Origin of the sequence: Amycolatopsis saalfeldensis (assembly GCF_900110575.1) — a bacterium.
Taxonomy (GTDB): Bacteria; Actinomycetota; Actinomycetes; order Mycobacteriales; family Pseudonocardiaceae; genus Amycolatopsis; species Amycolatopsis saalfeldensis.
In genome coordinates this window covers 615,603-634,571 of sequence record NZ_FOEF01000001.1, presented here as the reverse complement: position 1 = coordinate 634,571, position 18,969 = coordinate 615,603, and the positions used below count along the sequence as shown (strand labels likewise).

The 18,969-nt window shown below is 71.8% G+C and carries 16 protein-coding genes; 11 read left to right on the top strand and 5 right to left on the bottom strand.

All coding sequences use genetic code 11. The annotated features are described in order from the left end of the window. Positions 1 to 54: 54 nt before the first annotated feature. Positions 55 to 2,325, bottom strand: coding sequence for a hypothetical protein (locus BMY97_RS02895; RefSeq protein WP_091612881.1), 2,271 nt, complete (start codon positions 2,323 to 2,325; stop codon positions 55 to 57). Between the two features lie 98 nt (positions 2,326 to 2,423). Between BMY97_RS02895 and ahcY the strand changes: the two genes are divergently transcribed. From ahcY to BMY97_RS02880, 3 genes are all read left to right on the top strand, one after another. Next, positions 2,424 to 3,896, top strand: coding sequence for an adenosylhomocysteinase (ahcY, locus tag BMY97_RS02890; protein WP_091611968.1), 1,473 nt, complete (start codon positions 2,424 to 2,426; stop codon positions 3,894 to 3,896). A gap of 89 nt (positions 3,897 to 3,985) precedes the next feature. After that, complete coding sequence (locus tag BMY97_RS02885; protein ID WP_091611965.1) at positions 3,986 to 4,162, top strand: toxin-antitoxin system HicB family antitoxin; 177 nt, start codon at positions 3,986 to 3,988, stop codon at positions 4,160 to 4,162. Between the two features lie 127 nt (positions 4,163 to 4,289). Continuing rightward, positions 4,290 to 4,571, top strand: a complete 282-nt coding sequence (locus BMY97_RS02880; protein WP_091611963.1) for a PIN domain-containing protein — start codon at positions 4,290 to 4,292, stop codon at positions 4,569 to 4,571. Here the strand turns inward: BMY97_RS02880 and BMY97_RS02875 are convergent. Continuing rightward, the gene (locus tag BMY97_RS02875) at positions 4,517 to 5,509 is read right to left on the bottom strand and encodes a hypothetical protein (protein WP_091611960.1); all 993 of its coding nucleotides are present in this window, start codon (positions 5,507 to 5,509) and stop codon (positions 4,517 to 4,519) included. The genes BMY97_RS02880 and BMY97_RS02875 overlap by 55 nt on opposite strands. A gap of 257 nt (positions 5,510 to 5,766) precedes the next feature. Between BMY97_RS02875 and BMY97_RS02870 the strand changes: the two genes are divergently transcribed. Together BMY97_RS02870 and BMY97_RS02865 are read left to right on the top strand one after the other, a co-directional pair. Continuing rightward, positions 5,767 to 6,270, top strand: a complete 504-nt coding sequence (locus BMY97_RS02870) for a hypothetical protein (RefSeq protein WP_245787111.1) — start codon at positions 5,767 to 5,769, stop codon at positions 6,268 to 6,270. Between the two features lie 84 nt (positions 6,271 to 6,354). Beyond that, complete coding sequence (locus tag BMY97_RS02865) at positions 6,355 to 6,996, top strand: dTMP kinase (RefSeq protein WP_218156658.1); 642 nt, start codon at positions 6,355 to 6,357, stop codon at positions 6,994 to 6,996. Between the two features lie 4 nt (positions 6,997 to 7,000). On the opposite strand, the gene solA is transcribed toward BMY97_RS02865, so the two are convergent. The 3 genes from solA to BMY97_RS02850 all read right to left on the bottom strand — a co-directional run bounded on the left by solA (position 7,001) and on the right by BMY97_RS02850 (position 11,559). Beyond that, positions 7,001 to 8,128, bottom strand: a complete 1,128-nt coding sequence (gene solA, locus BMY97_RS02860) for an N-methyl-L-tryptophan oxidase (protein ID WP_091611954.1) — start codon at positions 8,126 to 8,128, stop codon at positions 7,001 to 7,003. Then, a complete protein-coding gene (locus BMY97_RS02855) occupies positions 8,125 to 10,557 on the bottom strand; it encodes a GcvT family protein (RefSeq protein ID WP_091611952.1) in 2,433 nt (810 codons plus the stop codon). The genes solA and BMY97_RS02855 overlap by 4 nt, the downstream gene beginning before the upstream one ends. 216 nt (positions 10,558 to 10,773) lie before the next feature. Continuing rightward, the gene (locus BMY97_RS02850; RefSeq protein WP_091611949.1) at positions 10,774 to 11,559 is read right to left on the bottom strand and encodes an IclR family transcriptional regulator; all 786 of its coding nucleotides are present in this window, start codon (positions 11,557 to 11,559) and stop codon (positions 10,774 to 10,776) included. A 168-nt stretch (positions 11,560 to 11,727) separates the two neighbouring features. Between BMY97_RS02850 and BMY97_RS02845 the strand changes: the two genes are divergently transcribed. The 6 genes from BMY97_RS02845 to hpf all read left to right on the top strand — a co-directional run bounded on the left by BMY97_RS02845 (position 11,728) and on the right by hpf (position 18,864). Then, complete coding sequence (locus BMY97_RS02845; RefSeq protein ID WP_091611946.1) at positions 11,728 to 12,060, top strand: bifunctional 3-phenylpropionate/cinnamic acid dioxygenase ferredoxin subunit; 333 nt, start codon at positions 11,728 to 11,730, stop codon at positions 12,058 to 12,060. A gap of 133 nt (positions 12,061 to 12,193) precedes the next feature. Continuing rightward, positions 12,194 to 12,871, top strand: coding sequence for an MtrAB system response regulator MtrA (gene mtrA / locus BMY97_RS02840; RefSeq protein WP_005150760.1), 678 nt, complete (start codon positions 12,194 to 12,196; stop codon positions 12,869 to 12,871). A 7-nt stretch (positions 12,872 to 12,878) separates the two neighbouring features. After that, complete coding sequence (mtrB, locus tag BMY97_RS02835) at positions 12,879 to 14,657, top strand: MtrAB system histidine kinase MtrB (protein WP_091611943.1); 1,779 nt, start codon at positions 12,879 to 12,881, stop codon at positions 14,655 to 14,657. Next, the gene (locus tag BMY97_RS02830) at positions 14,654 to 16,402 is read left to right on the top strand and encodes an LpqB family beta-propeller domain-containing protein (RefSeq protein ID WP_091611940.1); all 1,749 of its coding nucleotides are present in this window, start codon (positions 14,654 to 14,656) and stop codon (positions 16,400 to 16,402) included. The genes mtrB and BMY97_RS02830 overlap by 4 nt, the downstream gene beginning before the upstream one ends. A gap of 924 nt (positions 16,403 to 17,326) precedes the next feature. Next, positions 17,327 to 17,635 (top strand): hypothetical protein, encoded by a 309-nt coding sequence (locus BMY97_RS02820; RefSeq protein ID WP_218156657.1) that lies wholly within the window; start codon positions 17,327 to 17,329, stop codon positions 17,633 to 17,635. Positions 17,636 to 18,174: 539 nt separating this feature from the next. Then, on the top strand, positions 18,175 to 18,864 hold the full coding sequence (gene hpf / locus BMY97_RS02815; RefSeq protein ID WP_091611935.1) for a ribosome hibernation-promoting factor, HPF/YfiA family: 690 nt from the start codon (positions 18,175 to 18,177) through the stop codon (positions 18,862 to 18,864). Positions 18,865 to 18,969 lie beyond the last annotated feature (105 nt).

Genomic DNA, 18,969 nt, shown 5'->3' with positions numbered 1-18,969 from the left:
GGGGGATCTCCGCCCACGAGCGGAGATCCCCCTTTCCGTTATGGGACAAGGGTTTCAGCGTGGTCGCGGCAGGTCGCCGAACAACGAGCCCTGCTCGCCGTGCCGGGACGCCCAGGTGCTCGGCCGGCCGAGGCCCGCGGCCATCGCGACGGCGTGGTCCCACTCCGGGTCGGCGACGTAGTCCGCGTGCTTGAGCACTCCCGGCGCCCACCGGGTCCGGCCGTCCGGCCCGCGCAACGGGTCGGGCAGCCAGTGGTCGCCGCCCAGCACGAGCACGCCGGAGGGCTCCGACGTCGTCTCGAGCGGGCCCGAGCCGCCGGCCGGCAGGTAGCCGTCGCCGATCAGGTGGCGGCCGGAAACCTTGTGCCGCCAGGTGGTCACACCGCCGCCGAAGATGTCCGTGCCACGGCAGAGCGCGCGCCAGCGGCCGTCGAGATCACCGAACAATCCGGCCAGTGATTCCTCCGGCAGCATCGCGGGGAACGCCCGCTGGTAGCCCCATTGCAGCGGTGAGCCCGCGGTCAGCAGGCCGACGCGTTCGCGCTCGTCCTCCGGCAGCTCCGCCATCAGCCGCGCGGCCGTGAGCACGGTGAGCAGGCTGCCCAGGTTCAGCCCGGCCAGCACCACCCGCGTGCCCGGCTCGGCGAGGTGCTCCTTGACGCGTTCGGCCAGCTCCGGCACGACCTTCAGCGCGTAACACGGCGGCACGGTCGGGTGCGCCGCGCGCGGCCAGAACGAGACGAGGTCCGACAGTGCGCCGAGGTGCCGCCCGCGTTGTGGCGCCCGCGCGGCGGAGTAGACGACGCGCACGAGTCCCGCGGCGAGGCCGCCGAGCGCGAAAACTCCGACGGCCGCGACCGGCGTGAACCAGCCCGGCCGGGTGTTGAAGCCGAACCGCACCACGAGCAGCGCCGCGCCACCTGCGGACAGGGCCAGCGCCACGATCAGCACCAGGTGGTGCAGGTGCCGTCGTTCCCAGGCCGACCGGGCCCAGGCCCGCGCGGCGTCGGTCTCCTGCTTGAGGTCGTGCTCCATCAGCTCGACGATCGCCGGGATGCCGCGCCGCCACCGGCGCAGCGGCACCGCGATCGCGAACCCGGTGGTGCCCAGCACCACGATCAGCGCGAGCCCGGCGCCCCAGAGGACCGTGATCAGGTCGTACGTCGTGGGCAGCCGCAGCCCTCCGGTGCCGAGCAGGCGCCGGACGGCGACCGCCAGCCCCGCGCCGAAACCGCCGCCCAGCAAGCCGGCGAGGGCCAGCACCGGCGCCGCGGCCCAGCCGCCGAGCCACGGGCGCAGCCGGTGCGGCCGCTTCTTCCACAGCGGCCGGGCCAGCAGCGCGGCCGGCACCAGCGCGAGCGCGAACAACACCGTGACGACGAGCAGTGCGCCGCCGAGGCCTTCGACGGTCGCGTCGGTGCCCGGCAGCCCGCCGCGCGCCGGGAGCGGCGCGGCCAGCACCGCCGCCGCGATGAACAGCAGCGTGGCGAAGGTGATCAGGCTGCGCCGCGCGATCCGGCCGGGGTCGCTGCCGACGGCGGCGCCCACGATCACCGTGAGCACCAGTGCCAGCACGCAGATCCAGGCGATCAGGTCGAGGATCCCGGACGGCACCCGGAACGGCCCGCCGAGCAGCAGCAGCGAGACGCACGCGAGCGCCGCGACCGTGTGCGTCGCCGACATGCCCGGCGCTTCCGGGTCCGCGCGCAGCTGCATCGGCGACGAGCGCTTGCGGGATTCGGGGGCGTGCACCTGCCAGTTCGCCGACGAGATCCGGTGCAGGACGAAGATCACCAGCAGCAGCGGCACCCCGCCGACGGCCAGCCGCGGCGCCGAACCCCGCAGCCCCGACGGGACCCACGGCAGGCAGCCGGTGCCCGGCGCCAGGCACTGCGTCGCGAACAGGTCGAGCGCGGTCGCCGCGATCTGGCCGAGCAGCAGCATCGTGAGCAGCACCGACGCCACGCGCAGCAGCCCGCGGCACAGGCCGCCGAGCCAGCGGGCGCGCCGCACCGGCGGCAGCATCCAGAACGCGACATTGGCCAGTGAGAACGGGAAGAGCAGCGCCCAGGTGGCCTTCGCGGCAGTCCCGGAGGTCATCCGGCTCCACAGGTATCCTTCGAGCGTGCGCGGGATGGACCGGCCCAGTGCGGGCACCACCGGCCCCGGGGCCGGGCGCCGCAGCCGGTCCGCCGGGCGCACCACCCGGCCGATCCCGTCACCCGCGACATCCACCGTCGAGACCGCGTCGAGCAGGGTTTCGCCCTGAGTGCCCGCGAGTCCGGCCACCCTGAGCTCGACGATGCGGGTGTCTGGGCCGGGCAGTGGGGCGGGCACGGTAAGGGTCTCCTAATCCGATCGTGTGGGTGTCGAGCCGACAACGGTACTGTTCAGGTGCCATCAATCCTTGGAGGAACCGCACTATGACCCCCGAAAGCGTTGCCAAGCGGCACGACACCCGGGGCGGCATCGAGTTCGCCGTCGCCGACCTCGAAGCCGCCGAGTTCGGCCGCAAGGAGATCCGCCTGGCCGAGCACGAGATGCCGGGCCTGATGGCGTTCCGCCGGGAGTACGCCGAGGTCTACCCGCTGCGGGGCGCGCGGATCTCCGGGTCGCTGCACATGACCGTCCAGACCGCCGTGCTGATCGAGACGCTGGTCGCGCTCGGCGCCGAGGTCCGCTGGGCCTCCTGCAACATCTTCTCCACCCAGGACCACGCGGCCGCCGCCGTGGTCGTCGGCCCGCACGGCACCCCCGAGGAGCCCAAGGGCGTGCCGGTGTTCGCCTGGAAGGGCGAGTCGCTGGAGGAGTACTGGTGGTGCACCGAGAAGATGCTCACCTGGGACGGCGAAGGCCCGAACATGATCCTCGACGACGGCGGCGACGCCACCATGCTCGTGCACAAGGGCACGGAGTTCGAGAAGGCCGGCGCGGTGCCGTCCACCGACGACAACGACCCCGACGAGTGGAAGGTCTTCCTGGAGCTGCTGCGCGCCTCCACCGCGGCCGACAACTCGAAGTGGACCACCGTCGGCGCGGGGATCCGCGGCGTCACCGAGGAGACCACCACCGGCGTGCTGCGGCTGTACCAGCTCGCGGCCGCGGGTGAGCTGCTCTTCCCGGCGATCAACGTCAACGACGCGGTCACGAAGTCGAAGTTCGACAACCGCTACGGCATCCGCCACTCCCTGATCGACGGCATCAACCGCGGCACCGACGTGCTGATCGGCGGCAAGGTCGCCGTGGTCTGCGGGTACGGCGACGTCGGCAAGGGCGCCGCGGAGTCCCTGCGCGGCCAGGGCGCGCGCGTGATCATCACCGAGATCGACCCGATCTGCGCCCTGCAGGCCGCGATGGACGGCTACCAGGTCAAGCGGCTGGAGAACGTGCTCGGCGAGGCCGACCTCGTGATCACCACCACCGGCAACAAGAACGTGGTGATGGTCGAGCACATGGCGCAGATGAAGCACCAGGCGATCCTGGGCAACATCGGCCACTTCGACAACGAGCTGGACATGGCCGGGCTGGCGCGCTACCCGGGCATCCGGCGGGTGAACATCAAGCCGCAGGTCGACGAGTGGGTGTTCCCGAACGGCAACACCATCCTGGTGCTGTCCGAGGGCCGGCTGCTGAACCTCGGCAACGCGACCGGCCACCCGTCGTTCGTGATGTCGAACAGCTTCTCGAACCAGGTGATCGCGCAGATCGAGCTGTTCACCAAGCACGAGGAGTACGACAAGGAGGTCTTCCGCCTCCCGAAGAAGCTGGACGAGAAGGTCGCCCGCATCCACCTCGACGCCCTCGGCGGCGAGCTGACCAAGCTCAGCAAGGAGCAGGCGGAGTACATCGACGTGGACGTCGAGGGCCCGTTCAAGTCGGAGCACTACCGGTACTGATCTCCCCGGTGATTCGCAGGTGAAAGGCCGCCCTGAATGGTGTCCGGGGCGGCCTTTCGCCTGCATTTGCCAACGGTGATCATGGCGGCATGAAGCGGCTGATGACCCGGATCGACGACGACCTGCACGCGCAGCTGAAGGCGAAGGCCAAGACCGATGGGTGCAGCGTGAACGCCCTGGTCCTCGAGGTCCTGCAAGCCCTTGCCGACCGGCCGCAAGGAGCTGCCCAGCGGCAGCCGGAGACCGACGGCTTCGACCGGCCCTGACACCCGGGCGACCCGGGGTCGGCGGGAATCAGGTCGGCCGGGCCGCCGGTGGAAAGGGCCGTGACCTCGGTTCCACTCCACGGCGAGCCTGGCCATGCGGCCTTGCGGAAGCTCGTGCTCGAGAGTGATGAGCAGCGAACTCGCCCGGATCGAGCTGGCCAGCGCCGTGACCGCGGCCAAACGGACCGGCCGGATCCCGGACGCCTCGGTCGTCCTTGACCATTTCGACTGGATGGCATCACAGGAAGGACCGGTGGTGCTCATCCCGTTCCGGCCGCAACGGATCTTCCTCCCGGCGAAGTGGCTCGTGATGGAGAACTACCCGCTGCGCACGCTGGACGCTCGCCAACGGCTTCAGTTCCACTCCACGGCGATCCCGGCCAAACCCGGCCCCGGGTCGCGGAAGTAGCCGCTGGTCACGCCGCCCGTGTCGCAGGGGAGTTCCTCGGTTTCGACGGGGATGGCGTCGTCGCGGGCGCGGATTTCGCGGGTGCAGCGGGCGGGCAGCGCCTCGGCCGCGAACTGCATCTGCAGCAGGTAACTGGAGCACTGGTCGCGCAGCATGCGGTAGTAGCCGGGGCACACCGCGCCCGAGTCGTCGCGCATCTCGAAGCAGAAGACGTGGACGTCGCCCTCGCCGAGCTTGCGGTCGAAGAGCAGTTCGGTCGCCATGATCTCGCCGCCGGGGTGACGCCGGATGCGGCCGACGCGGCAGCCTTCCGCGGTGATGATCTCGACGTCGTCGATGCGGCAGCCCGGGTCGCCGCTGTACACGGTCACGTAGCGGTCCGGGCCGTGCCGCCGCGCGCGCACGACGAGGCGCGTCCGGATGCTCACCTGCCGCCGTTCGGCGTCGAGCGTGATGGTGTCGTGCACCGAAAGTAGTTCCAGGTCGGCGTTCGAGTGGCTGGCCGAGGGCAGCACGCCCAGATCGGTGAGCAGCTTGTCGACGATCGAGCCCACGTCGCCCGAGCGCAGGTCGTAGAAGGACACCGCGGCCTGGTGCCCGCGCGGGCGCGCCGAGCGCGGGCCGATCAGCACCACCAGCGAGTCGGCGGGCAGCTGCAGCACCGATTCCAGCGCGCGGACGGCCGGCAGCGCCTTGGGCACTTCGGGCTGCCGCAGCCCGCGCTGCCAGTAGCTCAGCGTCGACTGTCCGATTTGGACACCCCGGAGCGCGAGGTGGGCCCGCAGCCGGGCCAGTGACAGGCCCCGGTGGCCGATGGCGAGCCGCAGCACCTGGTGGAATTCACCGGTCCGCAGCGCGTCGGCCAGCTCGGTCGGCAGGTCGTTCGTGCCCCGCCGGGCAGGTTCGATGATCAGCGGACCTTCCCTGTCTTGTACCACCGCTTGTCCCTTCACCCGACCAGTGTCTGCGCTGGGCGTGAACACCGCGGAACGTTCACGTTAGCAGCGCACGGTAGTCGGTCCGACCCCCGTTTGGGGTGGTTGGCCACGGAAGGCTGCCCGTTCCGTGTTCCACAACAACCCCGGAACACCCTGATCACCGGAAGAGCACCTTGCTCTCGGTCACCGCACTGTTCACCGTTGTGACGACCGATGGCCGGGTTCGTGACTTGCGGCGAAAGGGGTCCGTGGCGGTGATGTCGATACGGGTTCGTTCCGCCGGCGTCCACTCAGGACGCGCTCCGCAGCCGGAGAACACCGGGCTTCACCTGGACGCACGCACTCACCGGGACGGCGCGCTGAGCCGCCGCCTCCTGGTGCTCGTGGTGCTTGCGGGCTTGGCGTTGCTGGCGACGGCACCGGGCGCGGGCGCGGCGCAGCCCGCCGGCGTCAGCAACGCCGACCTCGCCGCGGCGCGCACCGCCGCCGCCGGCCTCGCGCTGTCGTCCGGCGCCCTGCTGATGCGCCCCCGCGCCACCCTCACCGGCTATCGGCCCACGGTCTCCGGCCAGGACGCCGACAAGCTGGCCGGCCCGTACAGCTACAACCTCGTGAGCAACGTCCTGCCCCGCGACGGCGACAACCGCGGCCAAGCGCCGCCGACTCACGACGACGCGTGGATCGCCCTGGTCATCCTCGCCGGCCTGCTGGTCATGAGCGGCGCCGGCTACCTGCTGTACGCGCGCCGCGAGGCCGCCTAGACGGGCCGGCCGGCCCGGCGGTGCCGTCCTCCCGCCGGGCCGCCGGTCGACCACTCGCGGCCCCGCCCCGTTACGCTGGGCCGCGTGGGGCGACTGGTCGTGATCGAAGGTCTGGACGGTGCGGGCAAACGCACCCTGGCGGACGGGCTGACCGCTGCCCTCGGCGAGAACGGGGCGAGCGTCGCGACTCTCGCCTTCCCGCGCTATGGCCGCAGCGTCCACGCCGACCTCGTGCGTGAAGCTCTGCATCGCGGTCACGGCGACCTCGCCGACTCGGTGTACGGCATGGCGATGCTGTACGCGCTCGACCGCAGCGGCGCCGCGGACGAGATCCGCGCGTTGCGTGCCGAGCACGATGTGGTGCTGCTCGACCGTTACGTCGCCTCGAATGCCGCGTACGCCGCTGCCCGCCTGCGCCAGTCCGCCAAAGGCGAAGTGGTGCAGTGGGTGTGGGACCTGGAGGTCGGCCGGTTCGCGCTGCCGCGCCCGGACGCGCACCTGCTCTTGCGGGTGGCCCCCGAAATCGCGGCCGAACGCGCGGTGCGCCGCGCCGCGACGGAAGCCGACCGCGCCCGCGACGCCTTCGAGTCCGACGACGCCCTGCAGCAACGTTGCGCCGCCGTGTACGACGAGCTGGCCGCTTCCGGTTGGCTCGCGCCGTGGCACGTCCTCGACGGTGTCGCCGGAGTGGACCTGCCGACGCTCGCGAAGTCCCTGCTCGCCTGAACAGTCAGAATCGCGCCGGGTCGAACAGCGCGATCGGGTGCGGCGTGCTCCCGTCGAGGACGAGATCGGCCAGGATCTCACCGACCACCGGGGCGAATTTGAAGCCGTGGCCGGAAAACCCGCACGCCACGACGGCGCGTGGGTGGTCCGGGTGCCGGGCGAGGACGAAGTGCTCGTCGGGGGTGTTCGTGTACAGGCAGGTCGCCGCGCGCCGGAACTCGCCCGGCAGCGTCGGGAGGCGGGAGCCGGCGAGCGCGGCCATCCGGCGGATCTCGGATTCGTCCACCCGGCGGTCGATCGTCTCGGCGGTGCACGGCGTCCCGCCCAGGTGCGAAGCCACCTTCACGTCCTGGCCGGCGCTGGCCGGGAAGCCGTAGAACTGCGTGTCCTCGTCTGTCTCCCAGAGGTAGACCGGCTGGCGCGAAGGCGCGTACGCCGACGCGTCGCCCGAAGGTCTGAACCAGTACTGCACCTGACGCTGCACCTCGAACTCGACGCCGAGTCCTGACAGCAGGCACGGCGCCCACGCGCCCGGACAGAGCACGAGCTGTGAAGCTGTGTAATAGCTCGACGCCGTCCCGACGCGTACGCCGCTTTCCGAGGTGCTCCAAGTGAACACTTGCTCTTCGTGGTGCAGCTCCGCGCCGAAGCGCGCCGCGAGTTGCAGGTGCGCCGCGACGCTGCCCTCGGGCGAGACGAAGCCGGCGCCCGGCTCGTACAGCGCCACTTCGTCGTCGAGCGGGACCATCGTCGGGAAGCGGCGGCGGACGTCGGCGGCGTCGAGCAGCTCGTGCGGGATGTCGAACTTCTCCGCCGAAAGCCGGCTGCCCGCGACCGTCTGCGAGTCCGGCTGCCCGACCATCAGCCCGCCGCAGCGGGTGAAGACCTCGCGCCCGGTGTCACGTTCGATTTCGTCCCACAGCTCGTGCGCGCGCAGCAGCAGCGGCACGTAGTCCGGGCCTTCGAGGTACGCCTGGCGCGTGATCCGCGAGCCGCCGTGGCTGGAGCCGAGGTTGTGCACGGGCGCGAACTGGTCGAGGCCGAGCACCCGCTGCCCCCGCCGCGCCAGCTGGTACGCCGCGGCGCTGCCCATCCCGCCGAGCCCGGCCACGATCACGTCGTAGTGCGTCACGCGGCGCTCCGCAACCGGGTCCGGCCGACGTCGAACAGCGGCTCGACGGCCACCACGGCGGGGACTTTCGCGCCGAAGTACTCGATCTCCACGGGCGTCCCGGGTCTGGTGTACTCCACCGGAAGCCAGGCGTACGCGATGTTCTTGCCGACCGTGTACCCGTACGCGGCGCTGGTGACGTAGCCCGCGGGCCGCCCCTCGGCGTACACCGGTTCCTTGCCCAGCACCACGGCCTGCGGATCGTCGACGGTCAGGCAGGTCAGCTTCCGGCTCACCGTCGCCTCGGACCGGCCTCGCAGCGCGTCGCGGCCGAGGAAGTAGCCCTTGTCCATCCGCACCGCGAAGCCGAGCCCGGCCTCGAACGGGTCGTGCTCGGCGGTGACGTCCGTGCCCCACGAGCGATAGCCCTTCTCCAGCCGCATGCTCGAGACGGCCTCGCGCCCGGCGGCGATCACCCCGTGCGGCTGCCCGGCCTCCCACAGCGTGTCCCACAGCCGCCGGCCGAGGTCCGCGGTGGTGTACAGCTCCCAGCCCAGTTCGCCCACAGTGGACAGTCGCAGGGCGACAACCGGGACGTTGCCGACATACGCGCGCAGCGCGCGGAAGTAGCCCATCCCGGCGTGCGAGAAGTCCGTTGTGGACAGTGGCTGCAGCACCTGCCGCGCGAGCGGGCCCCACAGGCCGACGCCGCACGTGCCCGCGGTGGTCTCGTGGACCTGCACCGCGCCGTCGCCGGGCAGGTGGCGGCGCAGCCAGTCGACGTCGAGGCTGCCGTTCACGCCCACCTGGAACCGCTCGGGCCCGAGCCGCGCGACGGTGAGGTCGCTGCGCACGCCGCCGTGTTCGCCCAGCAGCAGCGTGTACGTCACCGCGCCGGGCGCCTTGTCCAGCTGGTTCGTGGTCATCGCCTGCAGGAACGGCAGCGCGCCGGGGCCGGTCACCTCCAGCCGCTGCACCGGGGTCAGGTCGAACATCGCCACCCGCCTGCGCGCCACCAGCGCCTCGGCGCCGCCGACCGGGGACCAGTACCGGGCGGCCCAGCCGCTGCGCGCCGGCACCTGCGCGACCTCCGGCAGGTTTTCGTTCGCGGCGAACCACTGCGGCCGCTCCCAGCCGCCGGATTCCAGGAAGTACGCGCCCAGCTCGGTGTGCCGCTCGTAGAACGGCGAGGTGCGCAGCGGCCGCGGCTGCTCGGCCGGTTGCCGGGGATGGATGATGTCGCAGACCTCCACGAAGCTGCGGAGGCAGCGCTCGCGCACGTGGTCCGGCGCCAGCTGCACCTGCTCGAACCGCGCGAGGTCGCTCGCGTGCAGGTCGAGCTGCGGCTGCCCGTCGACGAGCCAGCGCGCCGTTTCCCTGGCGACGCCCGCGGAGTACGTGACCGAGACGGCCTCGGCCACCCAGAAGCCGTCGAGGTCCGGGTGCTCGCCGAGCAACGGCATCCCGTCCGGGGTGACGGGGAAGAGGCCGTTGACGCCGTCTTCCACCTTGGCCTCGCCCAGCACCGGCAGCAGGTCGACGGCGGCGGCCCACGCGTCCTCGAAGCCGGCCGGGGTGAAGGCACTGCCCGGCTGCCCCGGATCCGCGGGGCCGGCCGGCATCGCCCGGTGCCCGCAGGAGCCGATGCCGAGCCGGTCGACGTGCTCGCGGAAGTACAGGCCGGCGTCCTGATGGCGCAGGATCGGCTTGCCCGCCTCGGTGAAGTCGTCGTTGTCGCCGGCCAGCGCGGGCAGGGGCGTGGTGCGGGCGTACGGGTGCGCCATCGGCACCAGCGGCACGGCGAGGTCCACCAGCTGCCCGACCAGCGGCGCCCACCTCCCGGCGCACGAGACCACCACGTCGGCGCGGAAGCGATCGGTCTCGGTGACCACGCCGGTGACCCGTCCGGCGTGCCGCTCGACGCCCGTGACTCGTTGGTGTGCAAGGAACTTCGCCCCGCGGTCCCGGGCGCGGCGGGCCTGGGCCTCGGCCGCGCGCAACGGCTTCGCCAGGCCGTCGCCGGGGATGTGGAGGCCGCCCAGCACCTTCGCCGCGTCCAGCAGCGGGTGCAGTTCGGCGCATTCGCCCGGTGTCCGCAGGTAGCTGCGCACGCCGGACGCCGTGGCCCAGCCGTGCCGCCGCTTCAGGTCCGCGAGCCGCTCCGGCGTGGCCGCCACCTCGAGGCCGCCGACAGGCTGGAAGCACCACGTGCCGGCCAGCGTCAGCGAGCTGTACTTCGCGACGGTGTACTTGGCGAGCTCCGTCATCGTGCGGTCCGCGCCGGTCTGGAACACCAGTCCCGGCGACTGCGGGGTGGACCCGCCGGTGGCGAAGAGGCCGTTCTGCTCCAGCACGGTGACGTCGGTCCAGCCGCGCTCGGTCAGCTCGTCGGCCAGCGCGCAGCCGACGAGCCCGGCACCGATGACGACCACTCGCGGTCGGGCTGCCATCGCGGGTACCTCCTGCCTGCCGGGGCGTCCACGGCGGACGCGCCGGCTCGGGGTGAGACAGGCATGCCGAACGACCCGCCGGGCAGCGGGCAGGTTGCGTATGGGGGATGGTGTTCCGTCTTCTGCAACAAAGTGCGGGATCGCGGGCACGGTGTCAAGAGCGCGCGAGGATGCGGTTTTCAGCCAGTCCTCAGGCTGGTGGCGCGCGTGGCCCGGTCAGCTCGTGAAGTAGCCGAGCTGGGCCGAAAGTTCTTGCGCCGCTTCGGACATCGGCCGGACAATCTGTCGTATCCGCTGCTTCGAAAGGCGATAGGACGGCCCGGACGCGCTCATCGCCGCGACCACCTCGCCGCCGGGGCCGTGGATCGGCACCGCGACCGCGTGCATGCCGAGTTCGAACTCCTCGAAGCAGGCCGCGTAACCGTCTTCGGCGACGCGCTCCAGTTCGTGGTCCAGCTCCTCGGCGTCCACCGTGGTGCGCGGGGTGTAGGGCTCCAGGTCGTGGTTCAGCACGCGCTTGCGGTCCGGCTCGCCCATGTACGCCAGCAGGACCTTGCCGCTGGACGTCGCGTGCAGCGGGGTCCGCTGGCCGGTCCAGTTCTGCGTGGTGATGGCGGCCGCGCCGCGGGCCTGGCTGATGTTGATGGCCACGCCGTCGTCGGCGATCGCGATGTTCACCGTCTCGCCGAGCTCCTCGGCGAGCGACTGGCAGGTCTGGCGGCCGAGCTTCGCGATGTCCATCCGGCCGGTGGCCGCGCCGGCCAGCCGGACGATGCCGAAGCCGATCGCGTACTTGCCGCGCTCGCCCAGCTGCTCGACCAGGCCGTGCGACTCCAGGACACTGAGCAGCCGGGACGCGGTCGACTTGTGCACCCCCAGCTCGCCGGCGATCTCGGTGATCCCCGACTCGCCGTTGCGCGCCAGCAGTTCCAGCACGTTGATCGCGCGGTCGACCGACTGAACTTGACTTCCCGTTGCGTTGCCCGAGTCCTGGTTCCGCATAGCGCAACACTAACCGCTGGGGGTGGATCTGTTCGGCTGAGCGGGCGAATCCCTTGACGACGAGGGTGCGTAACCCGGATTGTTGCGCACAGTACGTCCTGTCTCGCGATACGCAACAAACTGCCGAACCGTCTTCGGTTCCCGTGACCTGTTTCCCGGAGGCCCCTGATGATCCGCGCCTGCGCCGCCGCCGACCTGCCCGAAGGCGAAGCGCTCCGCCTCGACGGTCCCGTCCCGATCTCGATCTTCCACACCGAAGACGGCTTCTACGCCATCGACGACACCTGCACCCACCAGGACGCGTCGCTGGCCGACGGCTGGCTCGAAGGCTGCTTCGTGGAGTGCCCGCTGCACGCCGCGCTGTTCGACCTCCGCACCGGCATGCCGAGCTGTCTGCCTGCGAAGAACCCCGTGCGCACGTACGCGGTTGTCGTCACCGAAGGCGTCGTCTACGTCGACGCGCCGGTGCCCGCCATCGCCGGTGTCGAGGACGTCGCCTGAGCCATTCCGGACCGGCCGGCGGTGCGCCGCACGCGTCCGGATGGAGCAACGGGGTGCCCCGATCTTGATCTTTCTGGTGGTCAAACGCGCGGGTCGTGCCCGGGCCCGTGCGAACTAGTGCGAACATGTGCTCATGAAGGCACGTGTCTTGGTGGTCGACGACGACCCCGCGCTCGCGGAGATGCTCACCATCGTGCTCCGCGGCGAGGGGTTCGACACCGCGGTGGTCGCGGACGGTTCGAGGGCGCTGCCGGCGCTGCGGGAGCTGAAGCCGGATCTCGTCCTGCTCGACCTCATGCTGCCCGGCATGAACGGCATCGACGTCTGCAAGGCGATCCGCGCCGAGTCCGGCGTGCCCATCGTCATGCTGACGGCCAAGAGCGACACCGTGGACATAGTGCTGGGCCTGGAGTCCGGCGCCGACGACTACGTGGTGAAGCCGTTCAAGCCGAAGGAGCTGGTCGCCCGGGTCCGCGCCCGGATGCGCCGCACCGAGGCCGAGCCGGCCGAGTCGCTGACCATCGGCGACCTGGCCATCGACGTGCCCGGCCACGAGGTCACCCGCGAGGGCAAGGCCATCCCGCTGACCCCGCTGGAGTTCGACCTGCTGGTGGCGCTGGCCCGCAAGCCGCGCCAGGTGTTCACCCGCGAGGTGCTGCTGGAGCAGGTCTGGGGCTACCGGCACGCGGCCGACACCCGGCTGGTCAACGTGCACGTCCAGCGCCTGCGGTCGAAGGTCGAGAAGGACCCGGAGCACCCCGAGGTGGTGTTGACGGTGCGCGGCGTCGGTTACAAGGCCGGCCCGCCGTGATCGGGCGATGACGGCGGAAGCGCCCGCCGAACCACCGGAACCGGACACCCCGCGTGCCCCGGAGGCGGGACGGCTGCGAGTCTCCGCGCGCGCCACGGCACGCCTCGTCCGGCGTGCCGTGGTTTCCGCGCGCCGCCGGGCCGTGGGGCTCAACGACCTGTGGCGCCACTCGCTGCAGTTCCGCGTCACGATCTCGACCCTCGCGCTGTCCTCGGCCGTGGTGTTCGTGCTGGGCATGGTGCTGCAGAACCAGATCACCGAGCGGCTGCTGGACACCAAGCGGCACGCGGCGATCGAACAGACCCAGAACCTGGCCGACACGGCCGCGCGCGAGCTGGTGGGGGTCGGCGGCGAGTCGGCGGACGCGCTGCACACGCGGCTGGAGAACGCGCTCAAGAAGATCTCCACCACGTCCGCCTCGCCTGCGGGCTCCACAGCGGGCACCTTCGAGCCGGTGCTGGCCAGCGCCGCACCCGACCAGTCCGACAAGGACACCGTGTTCGCCGGGCCGTTCAACTCCGTGCCGGTGGGGCTGCGCCAGTTCGTGGAGGGCAACCACCTGGCCCGGTCGGAGCACACCGTCGACACGGGCAGCGGGCCCACCACCTACCTGATCGTCGGCACGCCGCTCAACTCGGTGGCCACCCCGTTGCAGCTGTACTTGCTGTTCCCGCTGACCAGCGAGCAGAACACCGTCTCGACCGTGCAGAACACGCTGCTGGTCGGCGGGCTGGTGCTGCTGATCCTGCTGGCCGGCATCACGAACCTGGTGGTGCGGCAGGTGGTGCGGCCGGTCCGCGAGGCCGCCGCCGCGGCCGAGCAGTTCGCCGGCGGTGACCTCGACCAGCGGCTCGCCGCGGTCGGCGAGGACGACCTGGCCAAGCTCGCCGTGTCCTACAACGGCATGGCCGCGAGCATCCAGGGCCAGATCCGCCAGCTCGAGGAGTTCGGCGGCCTGCAGCGGCGGTTCACCTCCGACGTCTCCCACGAGCTGCGCACCCCGTTGACCACCGTCCGGATGGCCGCCGACGTGCTGCACGCTTCGCGCGAGCAGTTCCCGGCCGGCCTCGCGCGCTCCACGGAGCTGCTGGTGGACGAGCTGGACCGGTTCGAGGCACTGCTCGGCGACCTGCTGGAGATCAGCCGGCTGGACGCCGGGGTCGAGGAGCTTTCGGCCGAGCTGATCGACGTCCGGCCGATCGCCACCCGCGCCGTCGAGCAGGTCCGCGTGATCGCCGGCACCGCGGGCAGCACGGTGGAGCTGGTCCTGCCCGAACAGGACGCCGCGGCCGAGGTCGACGCGCGGCGCGTGGAGCGCATCCTGCGCAACCTGCTGGCCAACGCCGTCGACCACAGCGAGGGGAAGCCGGTGGTGCTGACGGTCGGGGTGAACGAGACGGCGGTGGCCATCACCGTCCGGGACCACGGCGTCGGCCTGCGGGCCGGCGAGGCCGACCTGGTGTTCAACCGGTTCTGGCGGGCCGACCCGTCCCGCAACCGGCGCACCGGCGGCACCGGGCTCGGCCTGGCCATCAGCCAGGAGGACGCCCGGCTGCACGGAGGCGCGCTGGAGGCCTGGGGCGAACCCGGCTACGGCGCCTGTTTCCGCCTGCTGCTGCCGCGCCGGCAGGACGTGCCGGTGGTGGCCGCCGAGAGCCCGCTGCCGCTGCCGCCCCGGGACCACGTGCCGCCCGTGCCGGTGCTGCCCGCGGTGCTGGAGGTCCAGCCCGCGCCCGAGGCGATCCTGGCCGACTCCGGCGCCGACCGCGAGGAGGTCGGCCGGTGAAGCGCGCCCTGCTCGCCCTGTGCTGCCTGCTGCTGCTGGCCGGCTGCGCGAACGTCCCGCTCGAGTCCCAGCCCGTGGTCGTCTCCGACGACCGCCCCGCGCCGCAGGGCAACGACGCGCCGGAGCCGACGCCGGGCATCGACGCGCTGACGCTGGTGCGGGACTTCGTGCGCGCCAGCGGCGACCCGAAGTCGAACAACGCGGCCGCCCGCGCGTACCTCGACGACCGGCAGCGCAGCACCTGGAAGCCCAGCCGCGCGATGACGATCATCGACAACATCTTCGGCACCAACTTCGACACCCAGGCGGCCCCGCCGTCCACCGGGCCCGCGCCGGACCCGAACGTGCGCGAGGTGGTGCTGCGCGGGTCCGTGCTCGGCACGATGAGCGCGGACAGCGCGTTCATCCCCGGCTCCGGCCCGACGGAGCAGCGGGTCGAGGTCCGCAAGCAGGCGGACGGTCAGTGGCGGATCTCCACCCCGCCGCCGGCGCTGCTGGTGACCGACGACGATTTCGACACCAACTACAACCGCGTCGCGGTGAGCTTCTACTCGCCGGACTCGGGGACCTTCGTGCCCGATCTGCGCTACGTCGCGGCGGCGCCCCAGTCGGGCCTGCCCGGACGCGTGATGGACCTGATCCTGCAGGGCCCGTCGGCCGGGCTCGCCGGGGCGGTGAAGAACCTGCTCGGCGACCAGGTCACGCTCGAGACGAACGTGAAGAACAACGACGACGGCTCGCTGCTGGTGCCGCTGTCCGGCCTCACCGGGGCCAGCCCGGAGACCCGCGTGCTGATCGCCGCGCAGATCGTCCTGTCGATGCAGACGGTCACCTCCACGCGCATCCGGCTGCTCGCCGACGGCATGCCGCTGGTGCACGACCACGAGTACTGGCGGAGCAGCGATGTGCCCGCGTACAGCGCCGCTTCGTCGCCCAACTCGGGCCTGACGGGACTGATGACAGCCGGGGGCCGAGTTCGCTCGCTCGGCGACGGCGCGCCCGTCGAGGGGGCCGCGGGCAACGGGGCGTACAACGTCGTCAACGCCGCCCAGTCCATCGACGGCAAGCGGCTCGCGGTGGTGGAGCACGACGGCGACCAGGTGCGCCTGCGCATCGGCGACATGGGCCGGGACCTGCCGCTGGTCGATCTCACCGGCGGCACCCTGAGCCGGCCGACCTGGCGCCCGGCACCCGCCGGCGCGGGCCCGTCGGGCGAGGTCTGGACGGTGGTGGACCGCTCGACGGTCGCCCGCATGGTCCTCGACCCGACCGGCCACTGGCTGCGCCAGAGCGTGAACGCGAACGACGTCCTGGCGCTCGGCCAGATCGACGGCCTGCGCCTCTCCCGCGACGGCGCCCGCGTGGCCGCCATCGTGAACGGCCAGCTCGTCGTGGCGGCCGTCATCCGCAGCGCCGACACGGTGACCCTGCGCGAACCGCGGGTCCTCCAGCCGGGCACCCTGTCCAACGTCGTGGACGTCGACTGGGGCTCGACGGCGGACTCGCTGGTGGTGGTCACGTCGTCGAGCTCCCAGCCGGTCCAGCGCGTCTCGCTGGACGGGCGGCGGATGGACGCGTTCAACAGCTCGAACCTCACGACCCCGGTCCGCGCCGTCACCTCCGCCCCGAGCCGCCCGATCGTCGTCGCCGACGCCGGCGGCCTGTGGAACGCGACGGAACTGGGCGAGGTCTGGCGCCCCCAGCCCCACTCGATGCCGGACGCGGAGCCGTTCTACCCGGGGTGAGGCCGGGGACTCGTTGAGTGGTGGTGACGGTTGGAACCGGCCTGACCATGCACGAGCCGGAAACTGTCGGTGCCCGGGTGCACACTGCGGGTCATGGTTCTGAATCTGCTGGTCCCGGCCCGCTGCGCCGGTTGTGGTGTCCGTGGTGCCCCGTGCTGCGCGGTGTGTTCGCAGGTGTGGGGTTCGCTCACGGAGGTGGTCCGCGCTCCCCTGGCGGGCGTCGTCCCCGCGTACGCACTGGCTCGCCACCAGGGCGCGGCAAGGCGAATGCTGATCGCATACAAGGAGCGAGGCCGCCGCGACCTGGCCCCGTCCCTAGGCCGCGCGATCGCTGCCGCCCTACCCGCCCTCCCAGGCGGCGGCCTTAGTCCTGGGCGCTGGAGTCCGGGCTTCTCGATTTCTGGCCGCTCGAGCCCGGGTCGGGCAGGTCCTGGTGCGAGTCTCAGCTGCGCAAGTCCGAGCCCGAGTTCCAGCCGCTCGAGCCGGAGTTCCGGCCTTGGCCCCGGTCCCAACCTTGGCCCCGCTACCGGCCTCGACGTCGGCCCTGGCCCTGGCTCGGGTTCCAGCCTCGGCTCTGGCCACGGCTCCGGCTCCGGTTTTGGCCCCAGCTCGGGCCTCGGCTCGGGCCTCGGCTCCGGTCTTGACCCTGCTGCCGGTCGCGACCGCGGTCCCGCTTCTGGCCTTCGCCGGTCCAGCCCGGCAAGTCCTGCCCACCCAAGTCCTGCCCTCGCTTCGTCGCCCTTGCCCTTCCCAGCTGCCCCGCCATTCCCAGCGGCCTCGCCCTCCACCCCCACCCAGCCCTCCACCCCACCCACCGCGGCAACTCGACCGACCCCACACGTCCCACCAACCGCACCAACCCCGTTGTGCCTGGTTCCCGCCCCCAGCCGTCGTTCGGCTTCGCGGGTTCGGGGTGGGCCGCACATGTTGCGGATCGCCGAGGTGGCCGCGCGGGAGGTGGCCGCGGCGGGGCTGGGCATCGCGGTGTTCGTCGCGCCGGCGTTGGAGCTCAAGGGCGCCCGCGACGCCGTGGGGCTGGGGCGGGCCGAGCGCGTCGCCAATCTGGCCGGGCGGCTGAGGTTCGTCCCGGATGGGCGGCCGCCGGCGGGATGCCGGGTCGTGGTGCTCGACGACATCGTCACCACCGGGGCCACCGCGGCCGCGTGTGTGGCCGCGTTGAAAAGTTCGGGTGTCGCCGTCGCGGCTGTGCTCACGCTGCTCGCTGCCGGGTGACGAGGGTGTCACCTACACGAGTGAGGTCAAGCGGGAACGCTGCGTGGTCCCGGGCCGTTGTCGGGACATGAGGGTTCGCCGGGAAATCACTCCGGCAGCCGAGCACCCCACCGGGGTGGCGGCTGTGGTGGAGAGTGCCGTCACCCTCGGTCTCCGAGGTCCCGCACCATTGCGCCGTCCGCGTGAAATCGAGCGACGCGCGCTCGGCCGTCCGGTACGGGATTTCGTCCTTCGCACGGGGGTTTCGCTGCGCGCCGTGACGGGTTACCGGTCCGGGACATCCCCCGGCTCGGGGGCTGTTGCAAGCGGCGTGATGAAGCTAACGTGCACCGCTATCAGAGATTCCCGCAGGCAGGGAGGTATGCAGCCCATGTCCCTGGCGCCGGAGGCCTGCTGAGTCCGCGCTCGCGCAATCGCCACGAGACGTCGTGACCGGTTCCCGAGTTCTTCTCAGCCCGCCAGATCCGGGCTCCGTCCCCGCAGTACCGGCGCCGTGTGAACACAACAGCTCGCAGTCATCTCAGCGAGGGAGGTCGTGTATGGACATCGTCGTTAAGGGCCGCAACGTGGAGGTGCCCGAGCACTATCGGGCACTCGTCAGCGAGAAGCTGGCCCGGCTCGAGCGCTACGACAAGAAGGTCATCCGCTACGAGGTCGAGCTCTTCCACGAGCCCAACCGCCGGCAGTCCAAGAGCTGCCAGCGCGTTGAGATCACCGGGAAGGGCCGCGGCCCGGCCGTACGCGCTGAAGCGTGCGCCGCGGACTTCTACGCCGCGCTCGACTCCGCCGTCACCAAGCTGGAGAACCGGCTGAGGCGGACACACGACCGGCGGCGCGTGCACTACGGACGCAGCCGCCCGGAGTCGGTCGCCGAGGCGACCTCCGTGGCGATGGCCGGCGGATCCGACGCCGTCGCCCGTCCTGCCGCCGGTACGGCGGTGCTGGACGCCCCCGAGAGCGAAGCGGCCGAACCCATGGTGAACGGTTTCGCGGGCACCGGGGAGATTCCCCAGCAGAAGCGCTGGGAAGACGACGAACCGGGCCATCAGCCCGGCCGCGTCGTCCGCGAGAAGCAGCACGGCGCGGACCCGATGACGGTGGACCAGGCTCTCTACGAGATGGAGCTGGTCGGCCACGACTTCTACCTGTTCAACGACTCCGAGGCCGGCCGGCCGAGTGTCGTCTACCGGCGAAAGGGCTTCGACTACGGCGTGATCCGGCTCGGCTGAGCCCGCTCCGATCAGCTGTCCCGGATGGCCCGCACGCGCTCGCGTGCGGGCCATCCGCACGTCGAAGGTAGGGTGTCACCGGGGCTTTTCGTGGCCTTTGACAAG

Bases quoted from the DNA above. Each gene is read 5' to 3' on its own strand.
- BMY97_RS02880 (WP_091611963.1), top strand. From the start codon at position 4,290: ATGAGCAGCGAACTCGCCCGGATCGAGCTGGCCAGCGCCGTGACCGCG.
- mtrA (WP_005150760.1), top strand. From the start codon at position 12,194: ATGAAGGCACGTGTCTTGGTGGTCGACGACGACCCCGCGCTCGCGGAG.
- hpf (WP_091611935.1), top strand. From the start codon at position 18,175: ATGGACATCGTCGTTAAGGGCCGCAACGTGGAGGTGCCCGAGCACTAT.
- BMY97_RS02850 (WP_091611949.1), bottom strand. From the start codon at position 11,559: ATGCGGAACCAGGACTCGGGCAACGCAACGGGAAGTCAAGTTCAGTCG.
- ahcY (WP_091611968.1), top strand. From the start codon at position 2,424: ATGACCCCCGAAAGCGTTGCCAAGCGGCACGACACCCGGGGCGGCATC.
- BMY97_RS02845 (WP_091611946.1), top strand. From the start codon at position 11,728: ATGATCCGCGCCTGCGCCGCCGCCGACCTGCCCGAAGGCGAAGCGCTC.
- BMY97_RS02870 (WP_245787111.1), top strand. From the start codon at position 5,767: ATGTCGATACGGGTTCGTTCCGCCGGCGTCCACTCAGGACGCGCTCCG.
- BMY97_RS02885 (WP_091611965.1), top strand. From the start codon at position 3,986: ATGAAGCGGCTGATGACCCGGATCGACGACGACCTGCACGCGCAGCTG.
- BMY97_RS02820 (WP_218156657.1), top strand. From the start codon at position 17,327: ATGTTGCGGATCGCCGAGGTGGCCGCGCGGGAGGTGGCCGCGGCGGGG.
- BMY97_RS02855 (WP_091611952.1), bottom strand. From the start codon at position 10,557: ATGGCAGCCCGACCGCGAGTGGTCGTCATCGGTGCCGGGCTCGTCGGC.
- mtrB (WP_091611943.1), top strand. From the start codon at position 12,879: ATGACGGCGGAAGCGCCCGCCGAACCACCGGAACCGGACACCCCGCGT.